Annotated in this window: 24 protein-coding genes and 1 pseudogene; 8 read left to right on the top strand and 17 right to left on the bottom strand. The window is 67.2% G+C overall.

Annotation, left to right across the window (positions count from 1 at the left end):
* Positions 1 to 53: 53 nt before the first annotated feature.
* The 5 genes from dxs to J2X45_RS01360 all read right to left on the bottom strand — a co-directional run bounded on the left by dxs (position 54) and on the right by J2X45_RS01360 (position 4,845).
* Complete coding sequence (gene dxs, locus J2X45_RS01380; RefSeq protein ID WP_310210274.1) at positions 54 to 1,976, bottom strand: 1-deoxy-D-xylulose-5-phosphate synthase; 1,923 nt, start codon at positions 1,974 to 1,976, stop codon at positions 54 to 56.
* Between the two features lie 17 nt (positions 1,977 to 1,993).
* The gene (locus J2X45_RS01375; RefSeq protein ID WP_310210272.1) at positions 1,994 to 2,878 is read right to left on the bottom strand and encodes a farnesyl diphosphate synthase; all 885 of its coding nucleotides are present in this window, start codon (positions 2,876 to 2,878) and stop codon (positions 1,994 to 1,996) included.
* A gap of 37 nt (positions 2,879 to 2,915) precedes the next feature.
* Positions 2,916 to 3,170: an exodeoxyribonuclease VII small subunit gene (locus J2X45_RS01370; protein ID WP_062093816.1), complete on the bottom strand. Its 255-nt coding sequence runs from the start codon at positions 3,168 to 3,170 to the stop codon at positions 2,916 to 2,918.
* Between the two features lie 98 nt (positions 3,171 to 3,268).
* Positions 3,269 to 3,928, bottom strand: a complete 660-nt coding sequence (locus J2X45_RS01365) for a histidine phosphatase family protein (RefSeq protein ID WP_310210265.1) — start codon at positions 3,926 to 3,928, stop codon at positions 3,269 to 3,271.
* Entirely contained in the window at positions 3,925 to 4,845 is a 921-nt protein-coding gene (locus J2X45_RS01360) for a histone deacetylase family protein (protein ID WP_310210262.1), read from the bottom strand. Before J2X45_RS01360 ends, J2X45_RS01365 begins: the two co-directional genes overlap by 4 nt.
* A gap of 16 nt (positions 4,846 to 4,861) precedes the next feature.
* Here J2X45_RS01360 and J2X45_RS01355 point away from each other — a divergent pair, with 16 nt between their 5' ends.
* Positions 4,862 to 5,398, top strand: a complete 537-nt coding sequence (locus J2X45_RS01355) for a GNAT family N-acetyltransferase (RefSeq protein ID WP_310210259.1) — start codon at positions 4,862 to 4,864, stop codon at positions 5,396 to 5,398.
* A gap of 189 nt (positions 5,399 to 5,587) precedes the next feature.
* On the top strand, positions 5,588 to 6,766 hold the full coding sequence (locus tag J2X45_RS01350) for a VWA domain-containing protein (protein ID WP_310210256.1): 1,179 nt from the start codon (positions 5,588 to 5,590) through the stop codon (positions 6,764 to 6,766).
* A 152-nt stretch (positions 6,767 to 6,918) separates the two neighbouring features.
* Here the strand turns inward: J2X45_RS01350 and J2X45_RS01345 are convergent, their stop codons facing one another.
* The 4 genes from J2X45_RS01345 to J2X45_RS01330 all read right to left on the bottom strand — a co-directional run bounded on the left by J2X45_RS01345 (position 6,919) and on the right by J2X45_RS01330 (position 9,797).
* Positions 6,919 to 7,323, bottom strand: coding sequence for a hypothetical protein (locus tag J2X45_RS01345; RefSeq protein WP_310210253.1), 405 nt, complete (start codon positions 7,321 to 7,323; stop codon positions 6,919 to 6,921).
* Positions 7,324 to 7,374: 51 nt separating this feature from the next.
* Entirely contained in the window at positions 7,375 to 7,539 is a 165-nt protein-coding gene (locus J2X45_RS01340) for a hypothetical protein (RefSeq protein ID WP_310210249.1), read from the bottom strand.
* Positions 7,540 to 8,007: 468 nt separating this feature from the next.
* Positions 8,008 to 9,420, bottom strand: a complete 1,413-nt coding sequence (locus J2X45_RS01335; protein ID WP_310210247.1) for a calcium-binding protein — start codon at positions 9,418 to 9,420, stop codon at positions 8,008 to 8,010.
* Positions 9,421 to 9,431: 11 nt separating this feature from the next.
* Positions 9,432 to 9,797 (bottom strand): helix-turn-helix transcriptional regulator, encoded by a 366-nt coding sequence (locus tag J2X45_RS01330; protein WP_310210244.1) that lies wholly within the window; start codon positions 9,795 to 9,797, stop codon positions 9,432 to 9,434.
* Positions 9,798 to 9,953: 156 nt separating this feature from the next.
* Here J2X45_RS01330 and J2X45_RS01325 point away from each other — a divergent pair, with 156 nt between their 5' ends.
* Positions 9,954 to 10,910: a glycosyltransferase family 2 protein gene (locus J2X45_RS01325; RefSeq protein WP_310210241.1), complete on the top strand. Its 957-nt coding sequence runs from the start codon at positions 9,954 to 9,956 to the stop codon at positions 10,908 to 10,910.
* A 115-nt stretch (positions 10,911 to 11,025) separates the two neighbouring features.
* Positions 11,026 to 11,478 (top strand): annotated as a pseudogene (locus J2X45_RS01320) (hypothetical protein); the annotation flags it as partial.
* Here the strand turns inward: J2X45_RS01320 and J2X45_RS01315 are convergent.
* Complete coding sequence (locus J2X45_RS01315) at positions 11,475 to 11,984, bottom strand: surface-adhesin E family protein (protein ID WP_310210237.1); 510 nt, start codon at positions 11,982 to 11,984, stop codon at positions 11,475 to 11,477. The pseudogene J2X45_RS01320 and the gene J2X45_RS01315 sit on opposite strands and share 4 nt — an antisense overlap.
* Before the next feature lie 131 nt (positions 11,985 to 12,115).
* Here J2X45_RS01315 and J2X45_RS01310 point away from each other — a divergent pair, with 131 nt between their 5' ends.
* From J2X45_RS01310 to J2X45_RS01300, 3 genes are all read left to right on the top strand, one after another.
* Positions 12,116 to 12,784, top strand: a complete 669-nt coding sequence (locus J2X45_RS01310) for a TetR/AcrR family transcriptional regulator (RefSeq protein WP_310210235.1) — start codon at positions 12,116 to 12,118, stop codon at positions 12,782 to 12,784.
* A gap of 49 nt (positions 12,785 to 12,833) precedes the next feature.
* Complete coding sequence (locus J2X45_RS01305) at positions 12,834 to 13,712, top strand: transglutaminase family protein (RefSeq protein ID WP_310210232.1); 879 nt, start codon at positions 12,834 to 12,836, stop codon at positions 13,710 to 13,712.
* Between the two features lie 292 nt (positions 13,713 to 14,004).
* Positions 14,005 to 14,850 (top strand): hypothetical protein, encoded by an 846-nt coding sequence (locus J2X45_RS01300; RefSeq protein ID WP_310210229.1) that lies wholly within the window; start codon positions 14,005 to 14,007, stop codon positions 14,848 to 14,850.
* A 116-nt stretch (positions 14,851 to 14,966) separates the two neighbouring features.
* On the opposite strand, the gene J2X45_RS01295 is transcribed toward J2X45_RS01300, so the two are convergent.
* The 5 genes from J2X45_RS01295 to J2X45_RS01275 all read right to left on the bottom strand — a co-directional run bounded on the left by J2X45_RS01295 (position 14,967) and on the right by J2X45_RS01275 (position 18,767).
* On the bottom strand, positions 14,967 to 16,028 hold the full coding sequence (locus J2X45_RS01295) for a Glu/Leu/Phe/Val dehydrogenase (RefSeq protein ID WP_310210226.1): 1,062 nt from the start codon (positions 16,026 to 16,028) through the stop codon (positions 14,967 to 14,969).
* Positions 16,029 to 16,090: 62 nt separating this feature from the next.
* Positions 16,091 to 17,149, bottom strand: a complete 1,059-nt coding sequence (locus J2X45_RS01290; protein WP_310210223.1) for an alpha/beta hydrolase — start codon at positions 17,147 to 17,149, stop codon at positions 16,091 to 16,093.
* The gene (locus J2X45_RS01285) at positions 17,146 to 17,730 is read right to left on the bottom strand and encodes a uracil-DNA glycosylase family protein (RefSeq protein ID WP_310210220.1); all 585 of its coding nucleotides are present in this window, start codon (positions 17,728 to 17,730) and stop codon (positions 17,146 to 17,148) included. The genes J2X45_RS01290 and J2X45_RS01285 overlap by 4 nt, the downstream gene beginning before the upstream one ends.
* A gap of 43 nt (positions 17,731 to 17,773) precedes the next feature.
* Positions 17,774 to 18,406 (bottom strand): glutathione S-transferase family protein, encoded by a 633-nt coding sequence (locus tag J2X45_RS01280; protein WP_310210216.1) that lies wholly within the window; start codon positions 18,404 to 18,406, stop codon positions 17,774 to 17,776.
* A 73-nt stretch (positions 18,407 to 18,479) separates the two neighbouring features.
* Positions 18,480 to 18,767: a DUF3253 domain-containing protein gene (locus J2X45_RS01275; RefSeq protein ID WP_310210213.1), complete on the bottom strand. Its 288-nt coding sequence runs from the start codon at positions 18,765 to 18,767 to the stop codon at positions 18,480 to 18,482.
* 101 nt (positions 18,768 to 18,868) lie between these two features.
* On the opposite strand from J2X45_RS01275, the gene J2X45_RS01270 reads away from it, so the two are divergent.
* The gene (locus tag J2X45_RS01270) at positions 18,869 to 19,321 is read left to right on the top strand and encodes a PaaI family thioesterase (RefSeq protein WP_310210210.1); all 453 of its coding nucleotides are present in this window, start codon (positions 18,869 to 18,871) and stop codon (positions 19,319 to 19,321) included.
* Positions 19,322 to 19,438: 117 nt separating this feature from the next.
* Here the strand turns inward: J2X45_RS01270 and J2X45_RS01265 are convergent, their stop codons facing one another.
* The gene (locus J2X45_RS01265; protein ID WP_310210207.1) at positions 19,439 to 20,062 is read right to left on the bottom strand and encodes a glutathione S-transferase; all 624 of its coding nucleotides are present in this window, start codon (positions 20,060 to 20,062) and stop codon (positions 19,439 to 19,441) included.
* A gap of 62 nt (positions 20,063 to 20,124) precedes the next feature.
* Complete coding sequence (locus tag J2X45_RS01260; protein ID WP_310210204.1) at positions 20,125 to 21,405, bottom strand: NupC/NupG family nucleoside CNT transporter; 1,281 nt, start codon at positions 21,403 to 21,405, stop codon at positions 20,125 to 20,127.
* Between the last annotated feature and the right edge of the window lie 258 nt (positions 21,406 to 21,663).

Raw genomic sequence — 21,663 nt, 5'->3', positions numbered from 1 at the left:
AACCCGACCTTCCCCTGCCCGCCGGAACGTCGTTCGCCCTCGCAGAAGAGCCCTTAGGCCCGACGCCCCGCGCCGGCCGCGCTGACATTGTCCATGCCCAGCGCCGACAGCGCGCCGTGCAGAATGCCCTCGGCGTCGAGACCCGCCTGGGCGTACATCGCGTCAGGCTTGTCCTGGTCCTGGAAGAGGTCGGGCAGGCACAGGGTGCGGATCTTCAGGCCGCGATCCAGGGCGCCGTGCTGGGCCAGAGCCTGCAGCACGAAGGCGCCGAAACCGCCCATGGCGCCTTCTTCAACGGTCACGATAGCCTCGTGCTCGCGCGCCAGGCGCAACAGCAGATCCAGGTCCAGCGGCTTGGCGAAGCGGGCGTCGCAGACGGTGGCCGACAGGCCGCGCGCGGCCAGGAGGTCTGCGGCTTTCAGGCTCTCAGTCAAGCGCGTGCCGAACGAGACGATGGCGACGCTGGTCCCTTCGCGAACGATGCGGCCCTTGCCGATCTCGAGCGGTTCGGCGATGGCCGGCATGTCGAGACCCAGGCCCTCGCCGCGCGGATAGCGGAAGGCGCTGGGACGGTCGTCGATCTCGGCGGCGGTGGCGACCATGCGGGCCAGCTCCACCTCGTCGGCAGCGGCCATCAGCACCATGCCCGGCAGAGCGCCCATAAAGCCGATGTCGAAGCTGCCGGCGTGGGTGGGACCATCGGCGCCGACCAGACCGGCGCGGTCCATGGCGAAGCGCACCGGCAGGCCCTGGATGGCGACGTCGTGCACCACCTGGTCGTAGCCGCGTTGCAGGAAGGTCGAATAGATCGCGGCGAACGGCTTCATGCCGTCGGCCGCCAGGCCCGCCGCGAAGGTCACGGCGTGCTGCTCGGCGATGCCGACGTCGAAGGTGCGATCGGGGAAGGCCTTGCCGAAGAGATCAAGGCCCGTGCCCGACGGCATCGCGGCGGTGATGGCGACGATCTTGTCGTCCTTTTCCGCTTGCTTGATCAGTTCCTGGGCGAACACCTTGGTGTAGCTGGGCGGGCCGCCGGCCGCCTTCTGCTGCTGGCCGGTGACGACGTCGAACTTGACCACCGCGTGCAGCTTGTCGGCCGCGCCCTCAGCCGGAGCGTAGCCCTTGCCCTTCTGGGTGACGCAGTGGACCAGCACCGGCTTGTCACCGAACGCTTTGGCGTTCTTCAGCACGCTGACCAGGGCGTCCATGTCGTGGCCGTCGATCGGACCGACATAGTGGAAGCCCAGCTCCTCGAAGAAGGTGCCGCCGGTGACCATGCCCCGAGCGTATTCCTCGGCCTTGCGCGCGGCCTCGCGCATCGGGGTCGGCAGCTTCTCGACGACGGTCTTGCCCAGCTTCCGCACCGAGCGATAGGCGCCGCCCGAGACGAGGTTGGCGAGGTACGCGCTCATGCCGCCCACCGGCGGGGCGATCGACATGTCGTTGTCGTTGAGGATGACGATGAGGCGCTTGGTCGTGTCGGTCGCCGCGTTCATCGCCTCATAGGCCATGCCGGCGCCCAGCGAACCGTCGCCGATCACGGCGATGACGCTATTGTCCTCGCCTTTCGCGTCGCGCGCGGCGCAGAAGCCCAGCGCCGCCGAGATCGAGGTGGCCGCATGGGCCGCGCCGAAGGGGTCGTATTCGCTCTCGGACCGCTTGGTGAAGCCCGACAGGCCGCCGCCCTGGCGCAGGGTGCGGATGCGGTCACGGCGACCGGTCAGGATCTTGTGTGGATAGGCCTGATGGCCGACGTCCCAGATAACGATGTCCTTGGGCGTCTCGAACACATGGTGCAGGGCGACCGTCAGCTCGACCACGCCCAGGCCCGCGCCCAGGTGGCCGCCCGTCACCGACACGGCGTCAATCGTCTCTGCGCGCACCTCGGCCGCAAGCTGCTTCAGCTCGGCGAGGGACAGCCCGCGCGTGTCGGCGGGCGAGGCGATGGTGTCGAGGAGAGGCGTTTTGGATGACATGTCTGTAAAAAGCGCGGTCAGTTGCGGCGGTCCAGCACGAAATCAACGCTTTCGCGCAGATGTTCGGCCCGATCGCCAAAGATTTCGAGATGGGAACGCGTCTGCTCGGCCAAAAGCGCCACGCGCTCCTTGGCCGCATCCAACCCCAACAAGGTGACGTAGTTGGCCTTGCCCTTGACGGCGTCCTTGCCGCCGGCGGCCTTGCCCAGTGTCGCCTCGTCGCCCTCGGCGTCGAGGATGTCGTCGACGATCTGGTAGGCCAGACCCAGGTCCTGGGCGAAGGCCATCAGGGCCGAGCGCTCGGCGTCCTTGGCCCGGGCGATGATCAGCGGAATCTCGAAGGCGAAGGCGATCAGCGCGCCGGTCTTCAGGCGCTGCATGCGCGCCACCGCGCCCAGGTCGTCGCGAACACCCAGGAGGTCGATCATCTGGCCGCCGCACATGCCGCGCGCGCCCGAGGCGATGGCCAGCTTGCGCACCAGCTCGGAACGGACATGACCGTCGTCGTGGGTGTCGGGGTGGGCCATGATCTCGAAGGCGGCCGTCTGCAAGGCGTCGCCCGCGAGGATGGCCGTCGCCTCGTCATACTGCTTGTGCACGGTCGGACGGCCGCGACGCACGTCGTCGTCGTCCATCGCCGGCAGGTCGTCATGCACCAGGCTGTAGGCGTGGATGCATTCCAGCGCACAGGCCGCGCGCAGCACCGGCCGCTCGGGCAGGTCGAACATCTTGCCGGTTTCGAGGGCGAAGAACGGCCGCAGGCGCTTGCCCGGCCCCAGGGCCGCGTAGCGCATGGCCTCGGTCAGGCGGCTCTCGGGACCGTCGGCGCGCGGCAACAGCTCGTCCAGCGCCACCGTGACGATGTCAGCCGCCTGCACGATGCGTTTGGCGAGGTCGCTCATGAGGGGCTCCCCTCGCACGCCGGGCGATCGCCAGGCATCAGTTGAACTCGGCCGGTTCCGCGGCCACCGCGCCGCCCTGCCCCAGCACGATCTTCTCGACCTTCAGACGCGCAGCCTCGAGCTTTTTCTCGCAGTGCGCCTTCAGGGCCGCGCCGCGCTCATAGATGTCGATCGAGCGCTCGAGCGCAGCCTGACCGGACTCCAGCTCCTGCACGATGCGCTCCAGCTGCGACAGCGCTTCCTCGAAGCTGAGGGCGGAGATGTCAGCGGGCGTGTTCGCGGCGTCGGTCATTTCAACTCTCAGGTGAACAGCCGTCAGCCTAGTGGCGACAGGCGGTGCGGGCAACGGCCTAGAGCCAAGGCGTGGTTAAGGGAAGAGGCTTTGAACAGTCAGGCGCGGCGGAAGCGCTTGATGCTCCAGTAGGCGTGACCTTCATCAACGATTTTCGCCCATCCCCGCGCCTTCAGCGCGTCGGCGATCATCCAGTTGAAGAAGCCGTGCGCCAGGACCAGCACGTCCTGGCCGCTCGCCGCGAGTTCGATCAGGAGATCCGCAGCCTGCCCGGCGCGCGCCTCGGCCTCTTTTCGTGTTTCCTGGCCGCCGTGATTGTCGAAGAACCACCACCAGAAGCGGGCGAAGAAGCCCAGTCGCTTTGGCGACATCCTAACCCACAGGGGCCAGGGCGGCGGCGGCAGCGGCGCCTCGATAAAGGTCGGATCGGTGGCGAAGGCCCGCTCGCCCACCACCGCCTGGGCGGTCTCGATCGAGCGACGGCGCGTGGAGGCGATGATGGCGTCCGCGCTGCGGGCGATCTCGACCAGCGTGGCCGGCGGCGTCTGTCCAGCCTTCAGGCCGCCCTCTTCGTAGCGGCCCCACCATTCGCCGTATTCCGGCGCGTTCAGGCGGACCTTGCGCGACAGGGCGGGTTCGCCATGGCGCGCCAGGGTGATGACGCCCGATCGCGCGGGCGGGGACGTGTGGTCGGCGATGGTGGCGTCGGCCATGTTTAGGAGAAGTCGCGCGGCCAAGAGGCCAACCCGTCTTCTCACCCCTCCTGAAGAGCGCGGACATGCGCGGCGGCGGAACGCCCTAGCGCCTGAAGGTCGTAACCGCCCTCGAGCGAGGACACAACCCGGCCCTTGGCGCGCGCGCGGGCCACCGAGAGGATCGCGCGGGTCGCCCAGGCGAAGTCGTCCTCCTCAAGGCTTTGCGCCGACAGGGGATCGCGGGCGTGCGCGTCGAAGCCGGCGGAGATGATCACAAGTTCGGGGGCGAAGCCGTCGACCTTGTCCAGCAGGCCTTCGAATCGCGCCCGCCAGGTCTCGCGCGATGCATGGGCGGGCACCGTGGCGTTGGCGATGTTGCCCAGGCCCGTCTCGCTGGGATCGCCGGTGCCGGGATAGAGCGGCGACTGGTGGATCGAGGCGACGAACACCGTCGGATCGTGCTCGAAGACGGCCTGTGTGCCGTTGGCGTGATGCACGTCGAAGTCGACGATCGCCACGCGCTGCAGGCCGGCCGCCTGGGCCGCCCGCGCGGCGACGGCGACGCTGGAGAAGACGCAGAAGCCCATGGCCACGCCGGGCTCGGCGTGGTGCCCCGGCGGGCGCACGGCGCAGAAGGCGCGCCCGGCGTCCCCTGCCGCCACGGCCCGCACCGCTGCAACGCCGGCGCCAGCGGCCCGGCGCGCGGCGGCGAGACTGCCCGCCGACAGAACGGTGTCGGGATCCAGCGCCACCCGCCCCGTCGCGGGCGCGGCGGCGAAGACGGCGTCGACATAGGTCTTGGGATGAACCCGCAGCAGGTCCTCGACCTCGACCAGCGGCGCGTCGAACGGATCCAGCGCCAGATTGGGATCGTCGCTCAGCGCGTCGACCACCGCCCGCAGGCGTTCAGGGCGCTCGACGTGCCCATCGCCGGGCCGGTGGTCGAGCATGTCCAAATGCGTATAAAGCGCGACAGCCATGGGAGACTCCTAGACCGTGAACGCTGATCCGACCACCGCCTCGTACACCATCCGTAGGGCCACGATCGACGACGCCGACACGGTGTCCAGCCTGGGCGCGCGCACCTTCAGCGAGACCTTCGCTCACCTCTATCCGCCCGAGGACCTGGAGACGTTCCTGGCCTACGCCTACGGCCTGGAGCGGACCCGCAACGACCTTGGCCATCCCGACAAGGCCACCTGGCTGATGGAGGACGAGGACGGCGAAGCGATCGGCTACGCCCTGGCCGGCCCCTGCGACTTACCGCACGACGAGGTTGCGCCCGAGGACGGCGAGTTGAAGCGAATCTACGTGTTGAAGAGCCACCAGGGTGGCGGCCGTGGCTCCGCCCTCCTGAAGACCGCGCTCGACTGGCTGGAGCCCGCCGGCCCGCGCCGCCTGTGGATCGGGGTGTGGTCCGAGAACTTTGGGGCGCAGCGGCTCTACGGCCGCCTGGGGTTCGAGAAGGTCGGCGAGTACTTCTTCCCCGTGGGCGAGACGAACGATCTGGAGTTCATCCTGCGACGGGGGTGAGGGGCGGCCCCAAATCCTCCCCCTAGCGGGGGAGGTGTCGACTCGAAGAGACGACGGAGGGGGAAGAGGCAAGGTCTGAAAACTTCCCCCTCCGGCCCTTCGGCCCGCCTCCCCCGCTGGGGGGAGGATTGCATTGCGTCGGCCGCCGGAACACAGCACAATCCGAACAACCGTTCGAAAGTCGCGCCGATGTTCCTCCGCTTCTTCTCTGAGCTCCGTCAGGCCAAGGTGCCGGTCAGCCTCCGCGAGTACCTCCTGCTCATGGAGGCGCTGGACAAGGACGTCATCGACCGGTCGGTGGAGGACTTCTATTTCCTCTCGCGCGCCAGCCTGGTGAAGGACGAGAAGAACCTCGACAAGTTCGACCGCGTGTTCAGCCACGTCTTCAAGGGACTGGAGACGGTCAATGACGGCCTGGCCGCCGACATTCCCGAGGAATGGCTCAAGGCCCTGACCGAGAAGTTCCTCACTGACGAGGAGAAGGCCCAGATCGAGGCCATGGGCGGCTTCGAGAAGCTGATGGAGACCCTGCAGGAGCGCCTGCGCGAGCAGAAGAAGCGCCACGAGGGCGGCAACAAGATGATCGGCTCGGGCGGCACCAGCCCGTTCGGCAACAACGGCTACAATCCCGAGGGCGTGCGCATCGGCCAGGACAAGAGCCGCCATGGCCGCGCGGTGAAGGTCTGGGACAAGCGCGAGTACAAGAACCTCGACGACAGCGTCGAACTGGGCACCCGCAACATCAAGGTCGCCCTGCGCCGCCTGCGCAAGTTCGCCCGCACCGGCGCGGCCGAGGAACTGGACCTGAACGGCACCATCAAGGGCACCGCCGAGAAGGGCTACCTCGACATCCAGCTACGCCCTGAGCGCCGCAACGCCATCAAGGTGCTGCTGTTCTTCGACATCGGCGGCTCGATGGACAGCCACATCAAGCTCTGCGAGGAGCTGTTCAGCGCGGCAAAGACCGAGTTCAAGAACATGGAGTTCTACTACTTCCACAACTGCCTCTATGAGGCCGTCTGGAAGGACAACCGCCGTCGCCAGACCGAGAAGATCCCGACCTTCGACGTGCTCCACAAGTTCCCGGCCGACTACAAGGTGATCTTCGTCGGCGACGCGACGATGAGCCCCTACGAGATCACCTATCCGGGCGGCAGCGTCGAGCACTGGAACGAAGAGCCCGGCGCGATCTGGATGCAGCGGGTCACCGATATCTATCAGAGCTGCATCTGGCTGAACCCGACCCCCGAGCGCCACTGGGACTACACCCAGTCAATCGGCGTGATGCGCCAGATCATGGGCGACCGGATGTTCCCGCTGACCATCGAGGGGCTGGACAAGGCGATGCGGGAACTGGTGCGGGGATAAGGGCGCGGACGGAAGCCGGCCGGCACTCAGTGGCTGTCACCGGAGCTCCCTGCCCCTGAATCTCCGTAGTTCCGGGTGTCAGCGGTGTGCGACGCAGAACCAAGCCGCCGCGATCGCCCGACAAGGCCGCGCTTGACCTGACGCGGCGACGATCAGACGTGCGCCCAGAACCCGAACGCCTGGAACTGGTTTCCAAGGTAGAAGTTGCCAGCCCGATACTGAAAGTTTGTCGCGCCAGCCTGGCTGATCAGAGGCTTCGTCACTTTGCCGCCTTTGCGCACGGCGCTGAGCCCGCCAGGCGCGCCCGGCTCAGGCGCCACGGCGGTGATGTGGCCTGACTGCGTCAAATCCTTGCGCTTGGCGCAGATAATCACCGCCTCGCCGAGGTTGGCCGCCGCCTGGGCCTCGTCCGGCGTGGTCAGCCGCCGCCAGCCATAATCGTCGCTCCAATGGGCCAACCAGTCGAACAGGCCGTTGGCGTTCATCTCTCGCAAGGTCTCGCCATAGATTGCGGAGGGGGTCTCCCCCTTGGCGATGGCCATGAGCGCCTTGTCCATCCACCAGACGCGCGGCAGGTAGACTCCAGCTAGGTTGGCGTAATCATAGGCCTAGATGTTGCAGTAGGTCTTGCCCGCGCCAGGAGCCCAGCGGCCGCCGGTCGGGCTGTCCAGCCAGGCGATGGCGGCGTGCAGGGCTGCGATTTTCTGGGCCGCGCTGTCAGCGGGTCTGCGCACAGCCGGCATGCCGGCGACGGGGGCTAGGGCCGAGGCCATTGCGGTCTTCGTCGCTCGCACGCCTCGGGGCGGGGTCAAATGGACAGCGGGGGGGACCACCGCTGCCGGCGCAGGCGGCGGAGCGGAAGGCGCCTGGGCTGTAGCGAGGTGCTGCGCGCTCACAAAGCCACGGAAGAGCGTTGCGCCGAGTTGGACCTCGACTTCGATCCATCCGGGGACGCTCGAGTCGCCAATCTGCCGAACAAGCTGCCCCTGGTTCAGCGTGGCGAGACGCGTCGAGGGTTTTACAACCGGCTGCGAGCGCAGATTCAGGCCCGTCGCCGTCACCTGGAACCAGTTAGGCATTGTCCGCCTCCATGGATGTTTATATCGCCATAAGTGGCATACGGAGGAGAAACAACTATTGCGAAAACTCGACCCCAGCGGCGCGCGGGATCTTCGCCTCCATTTCGGTTCACATTGCGGTGACAATTCGTGAAGTCAGACGCTCATAGAGCGCTGAACGGATCAGCCGCGCGGCGCAGGCTCGCCGACGGGGCCCAGATCGGGGCTCGGCTGACCCACCAGCGAGACCTTCTCCAGCGGCGCGGCGGCATGGTCGTTGGCGATCGTCATGCCGAGATGGAAGCTGGCGGGGGTCGCGCCGCCCAGCAGGATGAAGACGTCTTCCCGGCCATCGCCATTGATGTCGAAGCCCACCCGGGCGCCCGCGACCGGCTGGGCGACCTCGGCAGTGACGGCGACGTTAGGCTCCCCGAGCGCCTCGCCCTGAGCCGCCAGCACATCGGCCACCCAGGCGGCGCTGACGACAGTCATCTGCCCCTGGCCCTGAACCTCCAGATGATCGCCGCGCGCCGCGGAGAAATCGAGCACGACGCCCAGCAGCCCCTCTGCCTTGTCCGCCGGCGGCTGGGCGGAGACCAGGAAGGTGTCGGCCCCGACCCCGCCGCTGGCGACGACGCGCGCGCCCATGACGATCTGGTCGTTTCCATCCCCGCCCTCGAGGCGATCCACCTGGCCCGCGCCTGCGCCGTGGCCGTCGACATAGTCGTCGCCATCGCCCGCGCGGATGACGTCGCCGCCTTGAGAGCCGCTCAGAACATCATCACCGGCCGTGCCCTGCAGGACCGCCTTGCTGGTCGCAAAGCCGTTTCCAGACAGCTCCGCGCCTCCCTTGGTCTCGCCCGACTCGGTCGCGGCGGCAGGTTGCGCGGATCGGGGATGTTCGGCGGCGGCCTGCGCGGCGAGCGCGCTCGGCGGCTTGAAGCTCCCCAGGCTGGACGCCTCGGCGTTGGCGGCCTGGATGGCGATGGCCTGCCCCTGAACCGCTTTGAACACGGGCTGCGGGGCGGACTCGCGCGCGGCGGCGGCGGCGACCACCGCTTCGACCTCGCTCTTGCCCGCGTCCAGGTTGAGCGCGGCGATCAGCTTGGAGGCCAGCGCCTGCATCGACAGGTCACCGGTGCGTGGCGCGCTGTCGAAGTCCAGACGGCCCGCGCCGCCAAACTCGACGCCGCGGATCTCCAGGTAGAGGCCGAAGGCGACCACCAGCGACAGGAACGACTGGGCCTCGCGGCTGGCGGGGTTGAACGCCACCACGACGCCGGTCTGCTCCTGCGGCGCGCCGGCGGCCAGCACCTGACGCAGCGCGCCCCACAGGCTGCCGACCTGGTGGAACATGTCGACCGCCGCATCGTGCACGACGAACTGGCCGTCGATCCGCGCGATATGGACCAGCACGTCCTGGTTGGCGTCGGTCACGACATACCAGGGATCCCCGGAGTCGGTCTGGCCGAACACGCCATCGACCTCGCCATAGCTGGCGGTCAATTGCTGGGTGAGCAGCAACAGCAGGCCCCGCTCGTTGGCGGACCAGTCGGTGGCCGGCGGCCGGGGACTGAAGGCTAGGACCTCACCCATGGCGTCGCTCGTCAGGCCTGCGCCGCCCGGTCAGCGACAAAAGGCTCGACCGGTTCTGCAGGTTCGCTCTCCTCGACGGCGCCGTCGAACAGCAGGCGATAGAGCTCAGGCTCGTAGTAGCGCAGCAGGGTTCGTGCGAATTGGGTCGGGTCCAGGCCCAGGCTCTGCGCCCAGACGGCCTGCGCCTCGATCGGCACACGCCCCAGCCCATTCTCCACCTGAGAGACGAAGGTGTAGTAGCGAAGTCCGGTTTTTTCCGCCAACTCGGCCTGGGTCAGGCCAGCGGCTTCGCGTGCGGTCTTCAGCCAGCGGCCGGCCTCGCGTCGCAAGCTCTTGGTCAAGGCCGCCTTGGCGGGATTCATCGCCGTTCGTGACATCGCAACGCCGCTCACACGCCCGACTGTGGGCGCTCCCTAGTTGTTACACATTGCATAAAAACGCAACAACCCGTTGCGTCGCGCCTTAACAGGCCTTGCAACGGACTCTCACCCCGAATACAGTTTTAACGCAACTATTTTGAACGAAGCGTCGCCATGTACCTGACCATCGATCCAGCGCACTCCCGGGCGGCCGCCTTGGCGGTTCGGCCCCGTCTCTCGGTCGTGATGGTCGTCTACATGACCGGCCCCGTCTTGATGGAAAGTGTCCGACACGCCCTGGCCGAGCCCCTCGCGGAGGAGCTGGTCATTGTCGACAACGGCTCATCCGTGGCCGACGCGGCGTGGCTGCGAGCGCTCGCCCGCCGCGAGCCCCGCGTGCGTCTGCTGCAAGGCCTGGGCAATATCGGCTTTGCGCGCGCGGCCAACCTCGGCGCGACCTCGGCCAAGGGCGAAGAACTGGTGTTCCTGAACCCGGACGCCTTCCTCACGCCCGGCGCGATCCCCGCCCTCCGCGACGCCGCGCGCGACCGCCCCTCGCCCTGCGTGGTGGGGGCGCGCGTGTTCAACACCGACGGCACCGAACAGCGGGGCGGCCGACGCGGCGAAATCACGCCCGTGACCACCCTGCTCAGTCTCTCGAAGCTTAGCGCCACCCTGCCCCCGCTGCGCCGCTTCGAGATCCACCGGGAGGGCGATCCCCCCCCGCCCTACCCGGTGGACACCCCTACGATCTCGGGCGCGTGCTTCTACATGACCGCCGGCGACTTCCAGCGCCTCGGCGGTTTCGACGAGGGCTACTTCCTGCACGTCGAGGACATCGATCTTTGCTGGCGCGCCCGCCGCCAGGGCGGATGCGTGCTGTTCCAGCCGCACGCCCGTGTGGTCCATGTCGGCTCGACCAGCCGCGAGAGCCCGCTGATCATCGAATGGCACAAGGGGAAGGGCCTCGTGCGCTACTTCCTCAAGCGCGCCGACAGCGCGCCTCGGAAGGCGCTGGCGTTGCTGCTGTCGCCGCTGATCCTGGCGGCGGCCGTTGCCCGCCCGTTGTTGAGATCGGCCCGTCGGCGGTCGACGCGGGTCCCTGCCCGCCTTGCGCCGGTGACGCGCTGAACCCTTCTCGGCGAACCTCGTTACCGCTATCACAGGCGAGCAACGTCGGAACGCGCCCATGCTTCGCCCTAAGATCCTAGTCGCAGCCCTGATGGCGGCCCTGACCGCGCCCGCCGCAAACGCCGCCGCCAAGGACAGCTGGGGCAAGCCGGGGACCTCGTTCCTCCAGTACCGGACCGACGCCGTGGAGTGCGCCTACGAGGCGGAAACAAAGGCGCCGGTGTCGATCCCGACCGTCGATCTGACCTACATGACCGACTCCGCCCAGCCGGACGCGCAACCCTCGTTCGATCCGACGCAACCGAACCTGAACCAACCGAACATGGATGTATCGGCGCTGGTCGATTACGCCGCGCGGGCGCAGTTGCACATGAACAAGACTTGGCGAGAGGTCGCGCGGCAGCTCAAGCCGGCGCTCGAGACCTGCCTGCGCGGCCGCGGCTATCATCCGTTCCGCCTCGAGAAGAACCAGATCGAGCAGCTCAACCGCCTGCCCGCCGGATCGCGGGCGCGCCAGGTCTATCTCTGGAACCTCTCGCTGAACGGCCAGCCGGATCGACGGCGCTAACCGCCGCTGTCCGGCTGCATGCAGGCGGCTTCGACCACCGTCTCGTCGAAGGCGCCCGCCTCGGGCTTGGCCCAGCCGGTCTCGTCGAACTTGAAGGCCACCGGTTCGCCGCCGAGGTTGTTTTCCGGATAGCGATAGACCGCCAGGCTGCGGAACGCGCGGGCCTTGCAATCCACGTCCTTGGCCAGCCGTTCGGAGCGGAACGTCAGCCCGGCGTCGGTCTGCGGCAGTCGGAACTCGTGCCGGACCCAGACCCGCTGATAGTCCGCGCCGGAGGGCGCCTTGCCCGTCTTGGCGAACATCAACACGGACCGGTCCTCGCCGACGCCCAGGAACGGCCAGCCGATTCCTTCGATCTTCCGCGACCAGGGCGGCAGGGGCGACGGCTTTCTGTCGGTCGCGGTGATCGTGACCGAGTCCACCTTGGCCGGATCATCCTGCGCCGAAGACGTCGGCGCGCCAGCGTGCCCGGTCAGCAGCAGAACAGCCGTCAGCATGCCGATCATCGGGTCGCTCCCACGAGGTCTACGGAAAAAGCCTAAACGCGAACGCCGTTACGCGCTACAGGGACGATCTTGACGCTTGCGCCAAATTCGAACGCCCGTAAGACTTCCCTGCGGGTAAAGGGGAATCTGTAGTGAGTCCGACGACCGACGCCGCCGCTTCGCACGAAGTCGACGCGGGCGAAACCGAAGCCGCCACCAAGAACCTGGTGTTCGTCGCCGCTGAACGGCTGTTCGCGCTGCACGGCTTCCAGAACGTTTCGGTGCGCGACATCACGGCCGCCGCCGGCGTGAACCTTGCCTCGGTGAACTATCACTTCGGCTCCAAGGACGCGTTGCTGTTCGACATCTTCAAGCGGCGAACGGCCGAGCTCAATCGCGAGCGCGCCAAGATGTTGCATGAGGCCAACGACCGGAACGCCGGCGCGCCGCCCCTGCGCGAAATCCTGGCGGCCCTGCTGACCCCGCCCCTGCGCTGGCTGGCGCCCGACCATGAGCGCCGCATCTCGCTGCAGTTCCTGATCCGCGCCCGCAGCGAGGGCACCGACGAGATCCGGCAGGTGCTGAAGACCGACGTCTCGCATCTGCGCCGCTTCTCGGACGCCCTGCTGCGCGCCCGCCCGGACCTGTCACCGGAAGAGGTCTACTGGCGACTGCACTTCACCCTGGGCATGCTGCACAATAACCGGTTCGCCGAGTTCGACCGACTGAACGTGCTGTCCGAAGGCCAGACCAGCGAGGCGGACGTGACCGCGCTGCTGAACCGCATGCTGGCCTTCGCCGAGGCGGGCTTCCGCGCCTGAACACCATTGGACAGGAACGGTCCTGCGCGCCGGGACGTTGTCGCCCCGCATGGGACGACTGCGTATCCTTCACGAGACCCGGTACGCCTATGAGCGACCGGTCGATTTCGGTCCGCAACGGCTGATCATCCGGCCACGCGACAGCCATGCGCTGCGCATCGTTGAAGCCTCGCTTGTCCTCTACCCGCCTGGCGCGACGCGTTGGAGCTATGATGCGAACGGCAACTGCGTCTGCCTGTTTCAGCCGTCACAGCGCTCAGACAGCATGCGGGTGGCCAGCGAACTGGTCATTGATCGCTACCCCGCACCGCTGGCGCCCCAGCGCCTCGCCAACACCGACACGCTGACCCCGATTGTCTATTCGCGCGAAGATCGCATCACGCTGGAGCCGTTTATCGCGCCGGTGACCGACGACCCCGATGGCGTGCTGCTGCGCTGGCTTCGCAGCCTGCAGGCGGATCGCGATGAGACCGCCCTGGCCTTTCTGCTGCGCATGAACCAGTTGATCCATCGGGAGTTCGACTACGCCGTCCGCGAGGCGGAAGGCGTTCAAAGCCCCGTTGAGACGCTCCAGAAGCGGAGCGGCGCTTGCCGGGACTTCGCCTGGCTGATGATCGAAGGCCTGCGTCGCCTGGGCTACGCGGCGCTCTTTGCGACCGGCTATATCCATTGTCCCGGCGCCCAGATCCGAGGGGCCGGGGCCACGCACGCCTGGTGCGAAGTCTTTCTGCCCGATCTTGGCTGGCTGGAGTTTGATCCGACGAACGGGATCGCGGAGTCCCCCGACCTCATCCGCGTCGCGGCGACGCGGACCCCGGCCGAGAGCCTTCCTGTCTCGGGGGCGATCATCGGAGACCCGGGCGAATCCCGCCTTCACGTCTCTGTGGAAGTACGGTTGGCGGAAGAATTCGCCCCCGAAATGTGTTAGTGAGTAAGCGTACGGGAGAAGAAGCCATGACCAGCGGCTTTCAGAATCAAGACCCGAACAAGGGCCTCTGCCTACCCAAGACCGCGCCAAAGCCGCAGCATGGCGGGAAGCCGGCGCAAGAATGCGTGCGATTGCAGGAAAAACGCAGCTTCAAGCCACGCCCCGGTCATTGAGGCGCCCAATTCGGGCGCGTCACGTCAGCGCAGGCTTTCAACTGACACGCTAGGCGCCTGTACAGCGCCCTAAGACGCCCTTAACCTTCCCGTCAGGGATTGGGGGAGAGCTGACGAGCATGCGACATGTCGCGCTCGGATGTGCGCTGGTGGCGACAGGTCTCGCGGTCGTAGGGACCGCGACGGCGTGGTCGACTCATGTTCCTGAAGAATTCAATCAGACCCTGACGCTGGCCGGTGGCCCCAAGGCCGGGGCCGTCGTTGATGATCCCGACGCGCCCATCACGACGGCGCGTTACGGCGGCGAGCGCGTCGCAGCGACTGCCGCCGAAGGAACCGCGCCAGTGGCCGCCGCGACCGTGGCGCTGGCTGGCGGACTGTCTGAGACGGGCCTCGCCGGCGCAGCCCCCGCCAAGGCCGCGCCAACGCCCGCCCCGGGCAAGGTCTATGCCCAGGCGACGCCGCCGCCCGCTCGTCCCGCGGCCCGGGTTCTCACCGAGAGCGTCGCGTCGCATCCACGGCCTGTTCTGGCCCTGACCCACGTCAAGACCTACCGCCCCTATCCCAAGCCCATCAAGGTCGAGGTCGGCGGGGCCCCACTGCCGTTCACGCCGCTGGGCATGCAGTCCAGCGCGGTGAAGCGGCTGACTCTGAGCGCCTCGAACATCGTGTCAAAGGCCGGGACGTCAGCAGAGGATCTGCGTCGCGGGCGCTGGATGCTGTTCGCCGCCAGTTCCGGCAAGGCCTACAGCCTGAACATGGTGCGCGACGCCCTCAATGGCTGGCGTAACGCGGGCTTCAGCGAAGACAAGCTGGCGCGGTTCGGCAGCCGCCAGGTCGGCATCGGCTATCGCAAGAACAACAATCAGGTGTCGCTATCGGCGACGCGGCGCAAGCTGAACTCGATCGACTATTCCAACAAGGACACGGTCGTCGGCGTCACGGTCTCGATCCACGGCCGCTAGAGCGTGAGGCCGAAAGTGGGAACCGGTTTCGGCTATTCTCACGCTCTAAGTATCTGATTTAGAGCCCATCCGATCTGACCAACGACGATCAGATCGGACAAAAAGGGCCCGGTAACTCAGCCGCGCGCCGCTGCGATGCGCGCGCGGGCGATCTCGTCGGCCACCAGGTTGGCCGGACGCTTCTCGGCGATCGACTGATCGATCACTTCGGCCAGGGTCTGCGCCAGGCGATCCAGCTTGGCCGCCACCCAGCCGCCATCGAAGGCGCCGCCGGCTTCCAGGGCTCGGATTTCGGCCGCCACATTGATGATGCCGCCGCCATTGATGACGTAGTCCGGCGCATAGAGAATACCGCGATCGAACACGGTCTGGCCGATCATGGCGTCGGCCAGCTGGTTGTTGGCGCCGCCGGCGATGATCTTGACCTTCAGGCGCGGCAGGGTCGCGTTCGATATTGCGCCGCCCAGGGCGCAAGGGGCGAAGACATCGGCCTCGACGTCGAAGATCGCATCAGTCGGCACGATCGTCGCGCCGGTCTTGGCGGCGACCTCGGACAGGGCCACTTGGTTCACATCGGCGATGATCAGTTCCGCGCCGGCCGCGTGCAGCTTCTCGGCCAGATAGGCCCCGACGTGGCCCACACCCTGGATGGCGACGCGGACGCCCTTCAGGTCGCGGTTCAGAGCGCGTTCGACGCAGAGGCGTACGCCCCGGAATACGCCCTCGGCGGTCACCGGCGACGGATCGCCCGAGGCCGCCGCGTGACCTTCCAGGCCCGCAACGAAGCGGGTGGTCTTGCGCGTGCTTTCCAGGTCGGACGGCGAGACGCCGACGTCCTCGGCCGTCCAGTACTTTCCACCCAGGCTGTCGACCGCGCGACCGAACGCCTCGAACAGCTCGGGCGTCTTCTGGCTGCGGCTGTCGCCGATGATCACGGCCTTGCCGCCGCCGAAGTCCAGATCGGCCATGGCGTTCTTGTAGGACATGCCGCGCGACAGCCGCAGGGCGTCGGTCAGGGCCGCCCCGGCGCTGGAATAGTCCCACATCCGGCAGCCGCCCGCAGCCGGGCCGCGCGCGGTCGAGTGGACCGCGATGATCGACTTCAGACCAGTTTTTTCGTCGAAGAAAGCGTGTACGCCTTCGTGTCCCTCGAAATCGGGGGAATCGAACAAGGTCATGCTGCCGGTCTCGCCTCAGCCAGGATGAAGTTGGCGGGCGGTGTACGCTGGGTTTCTCCGGCTCACAAGCCCGAAGGCTGACCTTGCGACACCTTGCGCTTGGCCGGCTTGGGCGGGTCCAACGCTGTCATCGCTGCAAGGCTTGAGGGGATGGCCGGAACACCGGAGGGCGGCCAAGCCCCGGGCGCATCGCGCAGGAACGCCACGGCGTCCGCCCAGACGGCTTCGGCCTGCTGATCGACCAGGAGGAGGTGATAGCCCTTAGGGTAGTACGCGGTTCGCGCGCCCGGCCTCAAACGGCTCACAGCCTCGACCGTCGGCTCGCGGGGAATGATGTGGTCATTGGCCCCGTAGAACCAGGCAACGCGGGTCGCGATCGCATCGGGCGATCGCCAAGCCCGCTCCATCAGCCCGACGAGGCCGTACAGGGTGTCAGAGCGCGCGCCCCAGATCATCAGCGGGTCGCGCCCCATCCGACGCAACTCGTCCAAATTGTCGGAGGGCATGACATTGCGGACCAGCCATTCGGGCGGCTTGACCACCCAGTCGCCCTTCGTATGGGCGGTGATCCAGAGGCTCAGTTTGTTCGGCAACGGCTGGTTCGACCAGCCCCAGACCGCCGGCGCGAACAGCAGGACCTTGTCGACGCGCGGCGGGCTCTGCGTCGACATGGCGCTGATCGCCAGCGCGCCGCCCATGCTGATCCCAGCCAGGGCGATCTTGGCGTTCGGATGTCGCTCACGGACGGCTTCGACGAGCAGGCGGACATCCTCGATCACCAGGTCGGCTGGAGCCCAGACGCCACGCTCGGGCGAACGTCCGAACCCGCGCACGTCCAGCGCATAGGTCGCGATCCCCCTCCCCGCCCACCAGGCGGCGGCAAGGTGATAGGCGTTGGCGTAGTCGTTCATGCCGTGCAGGCCGACAATCACCCAGTCGGGCTCGCTCGCCGGCAGCCAGCGCATCAGACCCAACTGGGCTCCGTCAAAGCTGACGAAGGCCTGGTCCGTCAGGCGCGGCCCGCGAAAACCTAGCGCCGCCAGCTCCGGTCTCTGGCGCAGCGGCGCGCAAGCCGACAGCGCGGCGGCCGAAGCGGTCAGGATCAGGGCGCGGCGGTTCATCGCCCCAGAATGTTCGCGACACGCTCGCGAAGGAAGGGCGTCACCTCCGCCTCGAACCAGGGATTGCGCTTCAGCCAAGCGGTGTTGCGCCAGGATGGATGCGGCAGCGGAAGCACGTTGGGCCCGAACTCACGCCAGCGGGCGACCGTCTCGGTCATGGTCTTGCCGGTTCGACCATCCAGCGCCCAGTCCTGGGCGTAGCTGCCCACCAGCAGGGTCAGCTCGACATTCGGCAGCGCCGCCAGCAGCTGCGATCGCCACAGCGCCGCGCAGCGCGGCGGCGGAGGATAGTCGCCGCCCTTGGGGTTTGTGCCCGGAAAGCAGAAGGCCATGGCCGCCACACCGATCTCGGAGCGGCCATAGAAGGTCTCGCGGTCGATCCCCATCCACTGGCGCAGGCGGACGCCCGAGGGATCGTTGAACGGAAGACCGGTTTCATGGACGAGCCGCCCCGGCGCCTGTCCGGCGATCAGCAGCCGCGTCGCCGTGCTGACGCGTGTGACCGGCCGCGGCGTGTGCGGCAGGTATGGCGCACACGCCCGGCAGGCGGAGATTTCCTCAAGAAGCGCGTCGAGAGCCATGGACGGGATTTAGGCGATCCCGTCCGCCGCCCCAAGCAGTGCCTTAGGCGCCGAGCATCCGGCGCTCGCGCTTGATGATGTCCGCAAACGACGGACGGGCCAAGATGGCGTCGGCATAGGCTTTCGCCTTCGGCCATTTGGCGAAGTCGAACCCAGCGTGTTCCAGGTTCACGAAGGGGCTGGCCACGGCGATGTCAGCCAGGGTGAAACGGTCCTCGACCAGGAAGCCGCTCGCCGGGATCGTGCGCTCCAGATAGTCGAGCACCGGCGGCATGGCGACGTTGGTCCCCTTTTCGATCGCCGCAAGGTCAGGCTCGACGCCCATGAAGCGCGGCCCCACCACCCGGTTGAAAAAGATTGGTCCCGCCGCGCCGACGAAGATCGAGTCCGCATACTCCTCGTACCAGACCGTCCAGGCGCGGGCCTTCGGCTCGGTCGGGATCAGGTTCGGCTCGGGATGGGCCGCGTCCAGATAGGTGATGATCGCCGAGGAGTCGGAGATCTTGAAGTCGCCATCCTGGAAGCCCGGAATCTTGCCGAACGGGCTGCAGGCGTCGAACTCAGTGTCGGGCTGGCCCAGCCGGACCACCTTGTTATCGTACGCCAGCCCCTTTTCGGTGGCGAACACCATGGTCTTGCGAACGAACGGCGAAAGCGACGAGCCGTAGATGAGCATCGATGGTCTCCCTAGTTTGGGAGACCATAGGCCACGGACTCAGTTTCTTTTCAAGACGAACTCGGCGTCGAGACTAGTCTTCGTCGCCGGCCGTCTCCTCGAAGCTGGTCGGATCACCTTCGAGGCGCAGGCGGATGCGATAGACGCCCCGGAACTTCTCGGGATTGGTCGGCTTGTTGTGGCGCAGGATCACGACCTTGCCCTCGCGGGCCAGTTCGATGGCGTTGGTGCGCACGTGGCCCAGCTGCTGCTGCCAGCGCTCGGGCTGGATCGCCTTGGCGACGTTCATCGGGTCGATCGACTTGCCGGCGGGCAGCGCCGCCAGCTGGGAGAGGATGGTGTCTTGGATCGGGGTCGTCATGCGCTTCGCCATGCCACGGATCGCGCTCAAACGCGAGGCGCGGCTTGCGCCCGATGGGCGACCGCTCTAACTGAACCTCGATAAGTTTCGGAGGGGACGACATGGACGGCGGGGCCGAGAATTCCAGCAGCTCGCGACTGGTCGAGACCGGCGAATGGGCCGGCTGGCGCACGTGGCAGGGCATGGACCCGTTCGAGGACCAGTCCGGCCCCTTCTATTTCCGCGAGGATGAAACCGGCCGCGTCACCTGCGCCTTCCGCGCCGAGCCCAAGCACATGAACGGCGGCGGCTTCATGCACGGCGGCTGCATGATGACCTTCGCCGACTTCTGCCTGTTCGCGATCGCCTGGCGCGACCTTGCCGGCGCCCACGCCGTCACCGTCAGCCTGAACGGCGAGTTCGTCGGCCCCGCCCGCCCCGGCGACCTGGTCACCGCCACCGGCGAAGTGGTCCGCGCCGGCGGCTCGCTGCTGTTCGTGCGGGGCCTGATCTCGACGGGCTCAAGCCCGATGCTGAACTTCTCGGGCGTGATCAAGAAGCTGCGAAGCCGTTGAAGAACCGAAAACCTCGTCTTTCGACAAGCTCAGGATGAGGTTTTCTGCTGACACCGCGTCAAAGTTCGTCCTCACCCTGAGCCTGTCGAAGGGCGAGGAGGGCTCCACTCATTCGATCTAGGCCGTCATGCCCGCCGCTGCGGCGGGCCGGGCCAGCATGGCGTCCAGCCAGCGGTTGACGTGGACCAGAGCCGGATCCGGCCGCCACTTGATCATGCGGCCGAAATCCAGACTCGTGACCGCCACCACATCGACGATGGTGATGCGGTCGGCGGCGATGAACGGGCTCTCGGCCAGTCGATCATCGAGCACCTTCAGGCTCTTTCGGACGCTCTCGAGATTGTAGGCGGCCACCTCGGGGACCTGCACCTCCAGCGCCGCCATGCCGGGATGGCTGTGCCGCACGCCCTGCATCATCGGCGTGGCGACCATCATCTCGGTGCGCCGCAGCCACATCTCGATGATCGCGGCCTCCTTCGGATCACGCCCGAACATGTTCGGTTCTGGATAGACGCTTTCCAGATAGCGGCAGATGGCGACCGACTCAGTGATCACCGTCCCATCATCCAGCTCCAGCGCCGGCACATGCGCTAGACCGGCCTTGCCGCGATACTCCGGCGACCTGTGCTCTCCGCCCATGATCGACAGGGTGACGATCTCGACATCGTCGATTCCCTTCTCGGCCATGAACCACCGCACGCGACGGGGATTGGGCGCTCGCAGGCAATCGTAGAGTTTCAAAAGAAATCCTCCCGGCTTTTGACCGGGAGGATGCTTGGCTTTCGCTACGGAAGGAAAGCGGCTTACAGCCCAAACAGGCTCCGCGGCATCAGGCCGACCAGCGAGGCGGTCAGGCAGGTAGCCAGGAAGCCGGCCATCATCGCCTTCCAAACGAGGCCCAGCACTTCCTGTCGGCGCTGGGGCACCAGGACCGAGAAGCCGGCCACGTTCATGCCGACCGAGCCGATGTTGGCGAAGCCGCACAGCGCATAGGTCATGATCATGCGGGTACGCTCGTCCAGCAAGCTCTCGCCCACCTTGGACAGTTGGATGAAGGCGGTGAACTCGGTCAGGATCAGCTTCACGCCCAGGAGGCCGCCGGCCGTGCCCGCTTCCTTCCAGGGGATGCCCATCGACCAGGCGAGCGGGGCGAAGATCACGCCCAGGCCGCGCGCGATGCTCAGCGGCTCGCCGCCCACCGGAGGAAAGGCGCCCAGGATCTTGTCGACCATGGTGGCCAGGGCCACGAAGACGATCAGGGTGGCGCCCACGTTGAGGGCGATCTGCAGGCCGTCGGTTGTGCCCTTCATGACCGCGTCGATCGAGCTGCCATAGGTCTTGTCCTCGGCCGCGAGGTCGAGATCGGCGCCCTTCTCCATCGGGTCGGACGGCACGATGATGCGGGCCAGCAGCACGCCGGCCGGGGCCGAGATGATCGAGGCCGTCAGCACGTGGGCGGCCGCGTTGGGCAGCACGTCGGCCAGGATGGTGGCGTAGGCGACCATGGTCGAACCCGAGACGCAGGCCATGCCGACCGCGATCAGCATGAAGAGTTCCGAGCGCGACAGCTTGTCGAGATAGGCGCGAATGAAGATCGGGCCTTCGACCTGTCCCATGAAGATCGTCGCGGCGGTGGCCAGGGCCGGCGGGCCGCGCAGGCCCAGCGTCTTCTGGAACACGAAGCCGAAGCCCTGGGCCAGCCACTCGAGGATCTTCCAGTGCCACAGCAGCGCCGACAGGGCGCAGACCACGAGGATCACGGGCATGACGCGGAAGGCGAAGATGAAGCCCGCGCCCGGATTGCTGACCGTATAGGGCTGGTCGCCGCCGGCCAGGAAGCCGAACACAAAGGCCGTGCCGGCCTGGGTCGAGGCGCCGAGGCCCTCGACGGCGCCATTGACGCCGCGCAGCATCTGCTGGGCCTGCGGCAAGCCGAACAGCACCAGCACCAGCATCACCTGGATGACGACGGCGCCGATGGCCAGGCCCCAGGGGAACCGCTTGCGATTCTCGGAAACGAGCCAGCAGAGGCCCAGGGTGAGCGCCAGACCCGCCAGGGCCTGAACGTTCTCGGGACGGAACATCAAGACGAAGACCTTACAATGAGGCGACGCCCCCGCGACGCCGACCAAGGGGCGAGATTGACACCAACTGCGGCGTCGCACGCAAGCGCCTTGCGTAAGGAATGGTTAACCAGCCCGCAAGGCGCCTAAGTCATAAGCCGCTTACCGAAGGGGGCGCGCATCGCCTGGCGACAAGCGCCGTCCGCGCTAAGACGCCGTCGCCGCGGACGATTTCAGCCCTGAAACGCGCCTTACCCCGATTTAACTTGGCCGCTCGGC

The sequence above is a fragment of the Caulobacter sp. BE264 genome, from assembly GCF_031457805.1.
Classification (GTDB): domain Bacteria; phylum Pseudomonadota; class Alphaproteobacteria; order Caulobacterales; family Caulobacteraceae; genus Caulobacter.
Note: the sequence above shows the minus strand (reverse complement) of the source record. Positions and strands in the feature narration are given on the sequence as shown.

Coding starts and splice junctions, on each gene's coding strand:
- J2X45_RS01340 (WP_310210249.1), bottom strand. CDS start 7,539: ATGGCCTCGGCCCTAGCCCCCGTCGCCGGCATGCCGGCTGTGCGCAGA.
- J2X45_RS01300 (WP_310210229.1), top strand. CDS start 14,005: ATGCGACATGTCGCGCTCGGATGTGCGCTGGTGGCGACAGGTCTCGCG.
- J2X45_RS01325 (WP_310210241.1), top strand. CDS start 9,954: ATGTACCTGACCATCGATCCAGCGCACTCCCGGGCGGCCGCCTTGGCG.
- dxs (WP_310210274.1), bottom strand. CDS start 1,976: ATGTCATCCAAAACGCCTCTCCTCGACACCATCGCCTCGCCCGCCGAC.
- J2X45_RS01335 (WP_310210247.1), bottom strand. CDS start 9,420: ATGGGTGAGGTCCTAGCCTTCAGTCCCCGGCCGCCGGCCACCGACTGG.
- J2X45_RS01330 (WP_310210244.1), bottom strand. CDS start 9,797: ATGTCACGAACGGCGATGAATCCCGCCAAGGCGGCCTTGACCAAGAGC.
- J2X45_RS01280 (WP_310210216.1), bottom strand. CDS start 18,406: ATGCTCATCTACGGCTCGTCGCTTTCGCCGTTCGTTCGCAAGACCATG.
- J2X45_RS01315 (WP_310210237.1), bottom strand. CDS start 11,984: ATGATCGGCATGCTGACGGCTGTTCTGCTGCTGACCGGGCACGCTGGC.
- J2X45_RS01275 (WP_310210213.1), bottom strand. CDS start 18,767: ATGACGACCCCGATCCAAGACACCATCCTCTCCCAGCTGGCGGCGCTG.
- J2X45_RS01260 (WP_310210204.1), bottom strand. CDS start 21,405: ATGTTCCGTCCCGAGAACGTTCAGGCCCTGGCGGGTCTGGCGCTCACC.
- J2X45_RS01345 (WP_310210253.1), bottom strand. CDS start 7,323: ATGGACAAGGCGCTCATGGCCATCGCCAAGGGGGAGACCCCCTCCGCA.
- J2X45_RS01290 (WP_310210223.1), bottom strand. CDS start 17,149: ATGAACCGCCGCGCCCTGATCCTGACCGCTTCGGCCGCCGCGCTGTCG.
- J2X45_RS01305 (WP_310210232.1), top strand. CDS start 12,834: ATGGGACGACTGCGTATCCTTCACGAGACCCGGTACGCCTATGAGCGA.
- J2X45_RS01375 (WP_310210272.1), bottom strand. CDS start 2,878: ATGAGCGACCTCGCCAAACGCATCGTGCAGGCGGCTGACATCGTCACG.
- J2X45_RS01350 (WP_310210256.1), top strand. CDS start 5,588: ATGTTCCTCCGCTTCTTCTCTGAGCTCCGTCAGGCCAAGGTGCCGGTC.
- J2X45_RS01360 (WP_310210262.1), bottom strand. CDS start 4,845: ATGGCTGTCGCGCTTTATACGCATTTGGACATGCTCGACCACCGGCCC.
- J2X45_RS01295 (WP_310210226.1), bottom strand. CDS start 16,028: ATGACCTTGTTCGATTCCCCCGATTTCGAGGGACACGAAGGCGTACAC.
- J2X45_RS01285 (WP_310210220.1), bottom strand. CDS start 17,730: ATGGCTCTCGACGCGCTTCTTGAGGAAATCTCCGCCTGCCGGGCGTGT.
- J2X45_RS01370 (WP_062093816.1), bottom strand. CDS start 3,170: ATGACCGACGCCGCGAACACGCCCGCTGACATCTCCGCCCTCAGCTTC.
- J2X45_RS01270 (WP_310210210.1), top strand. CDS start 18,869: ATGGACGGCGGGGCCGAGAATTCCAGCAGCTCGCGACTGGTCGAGACC.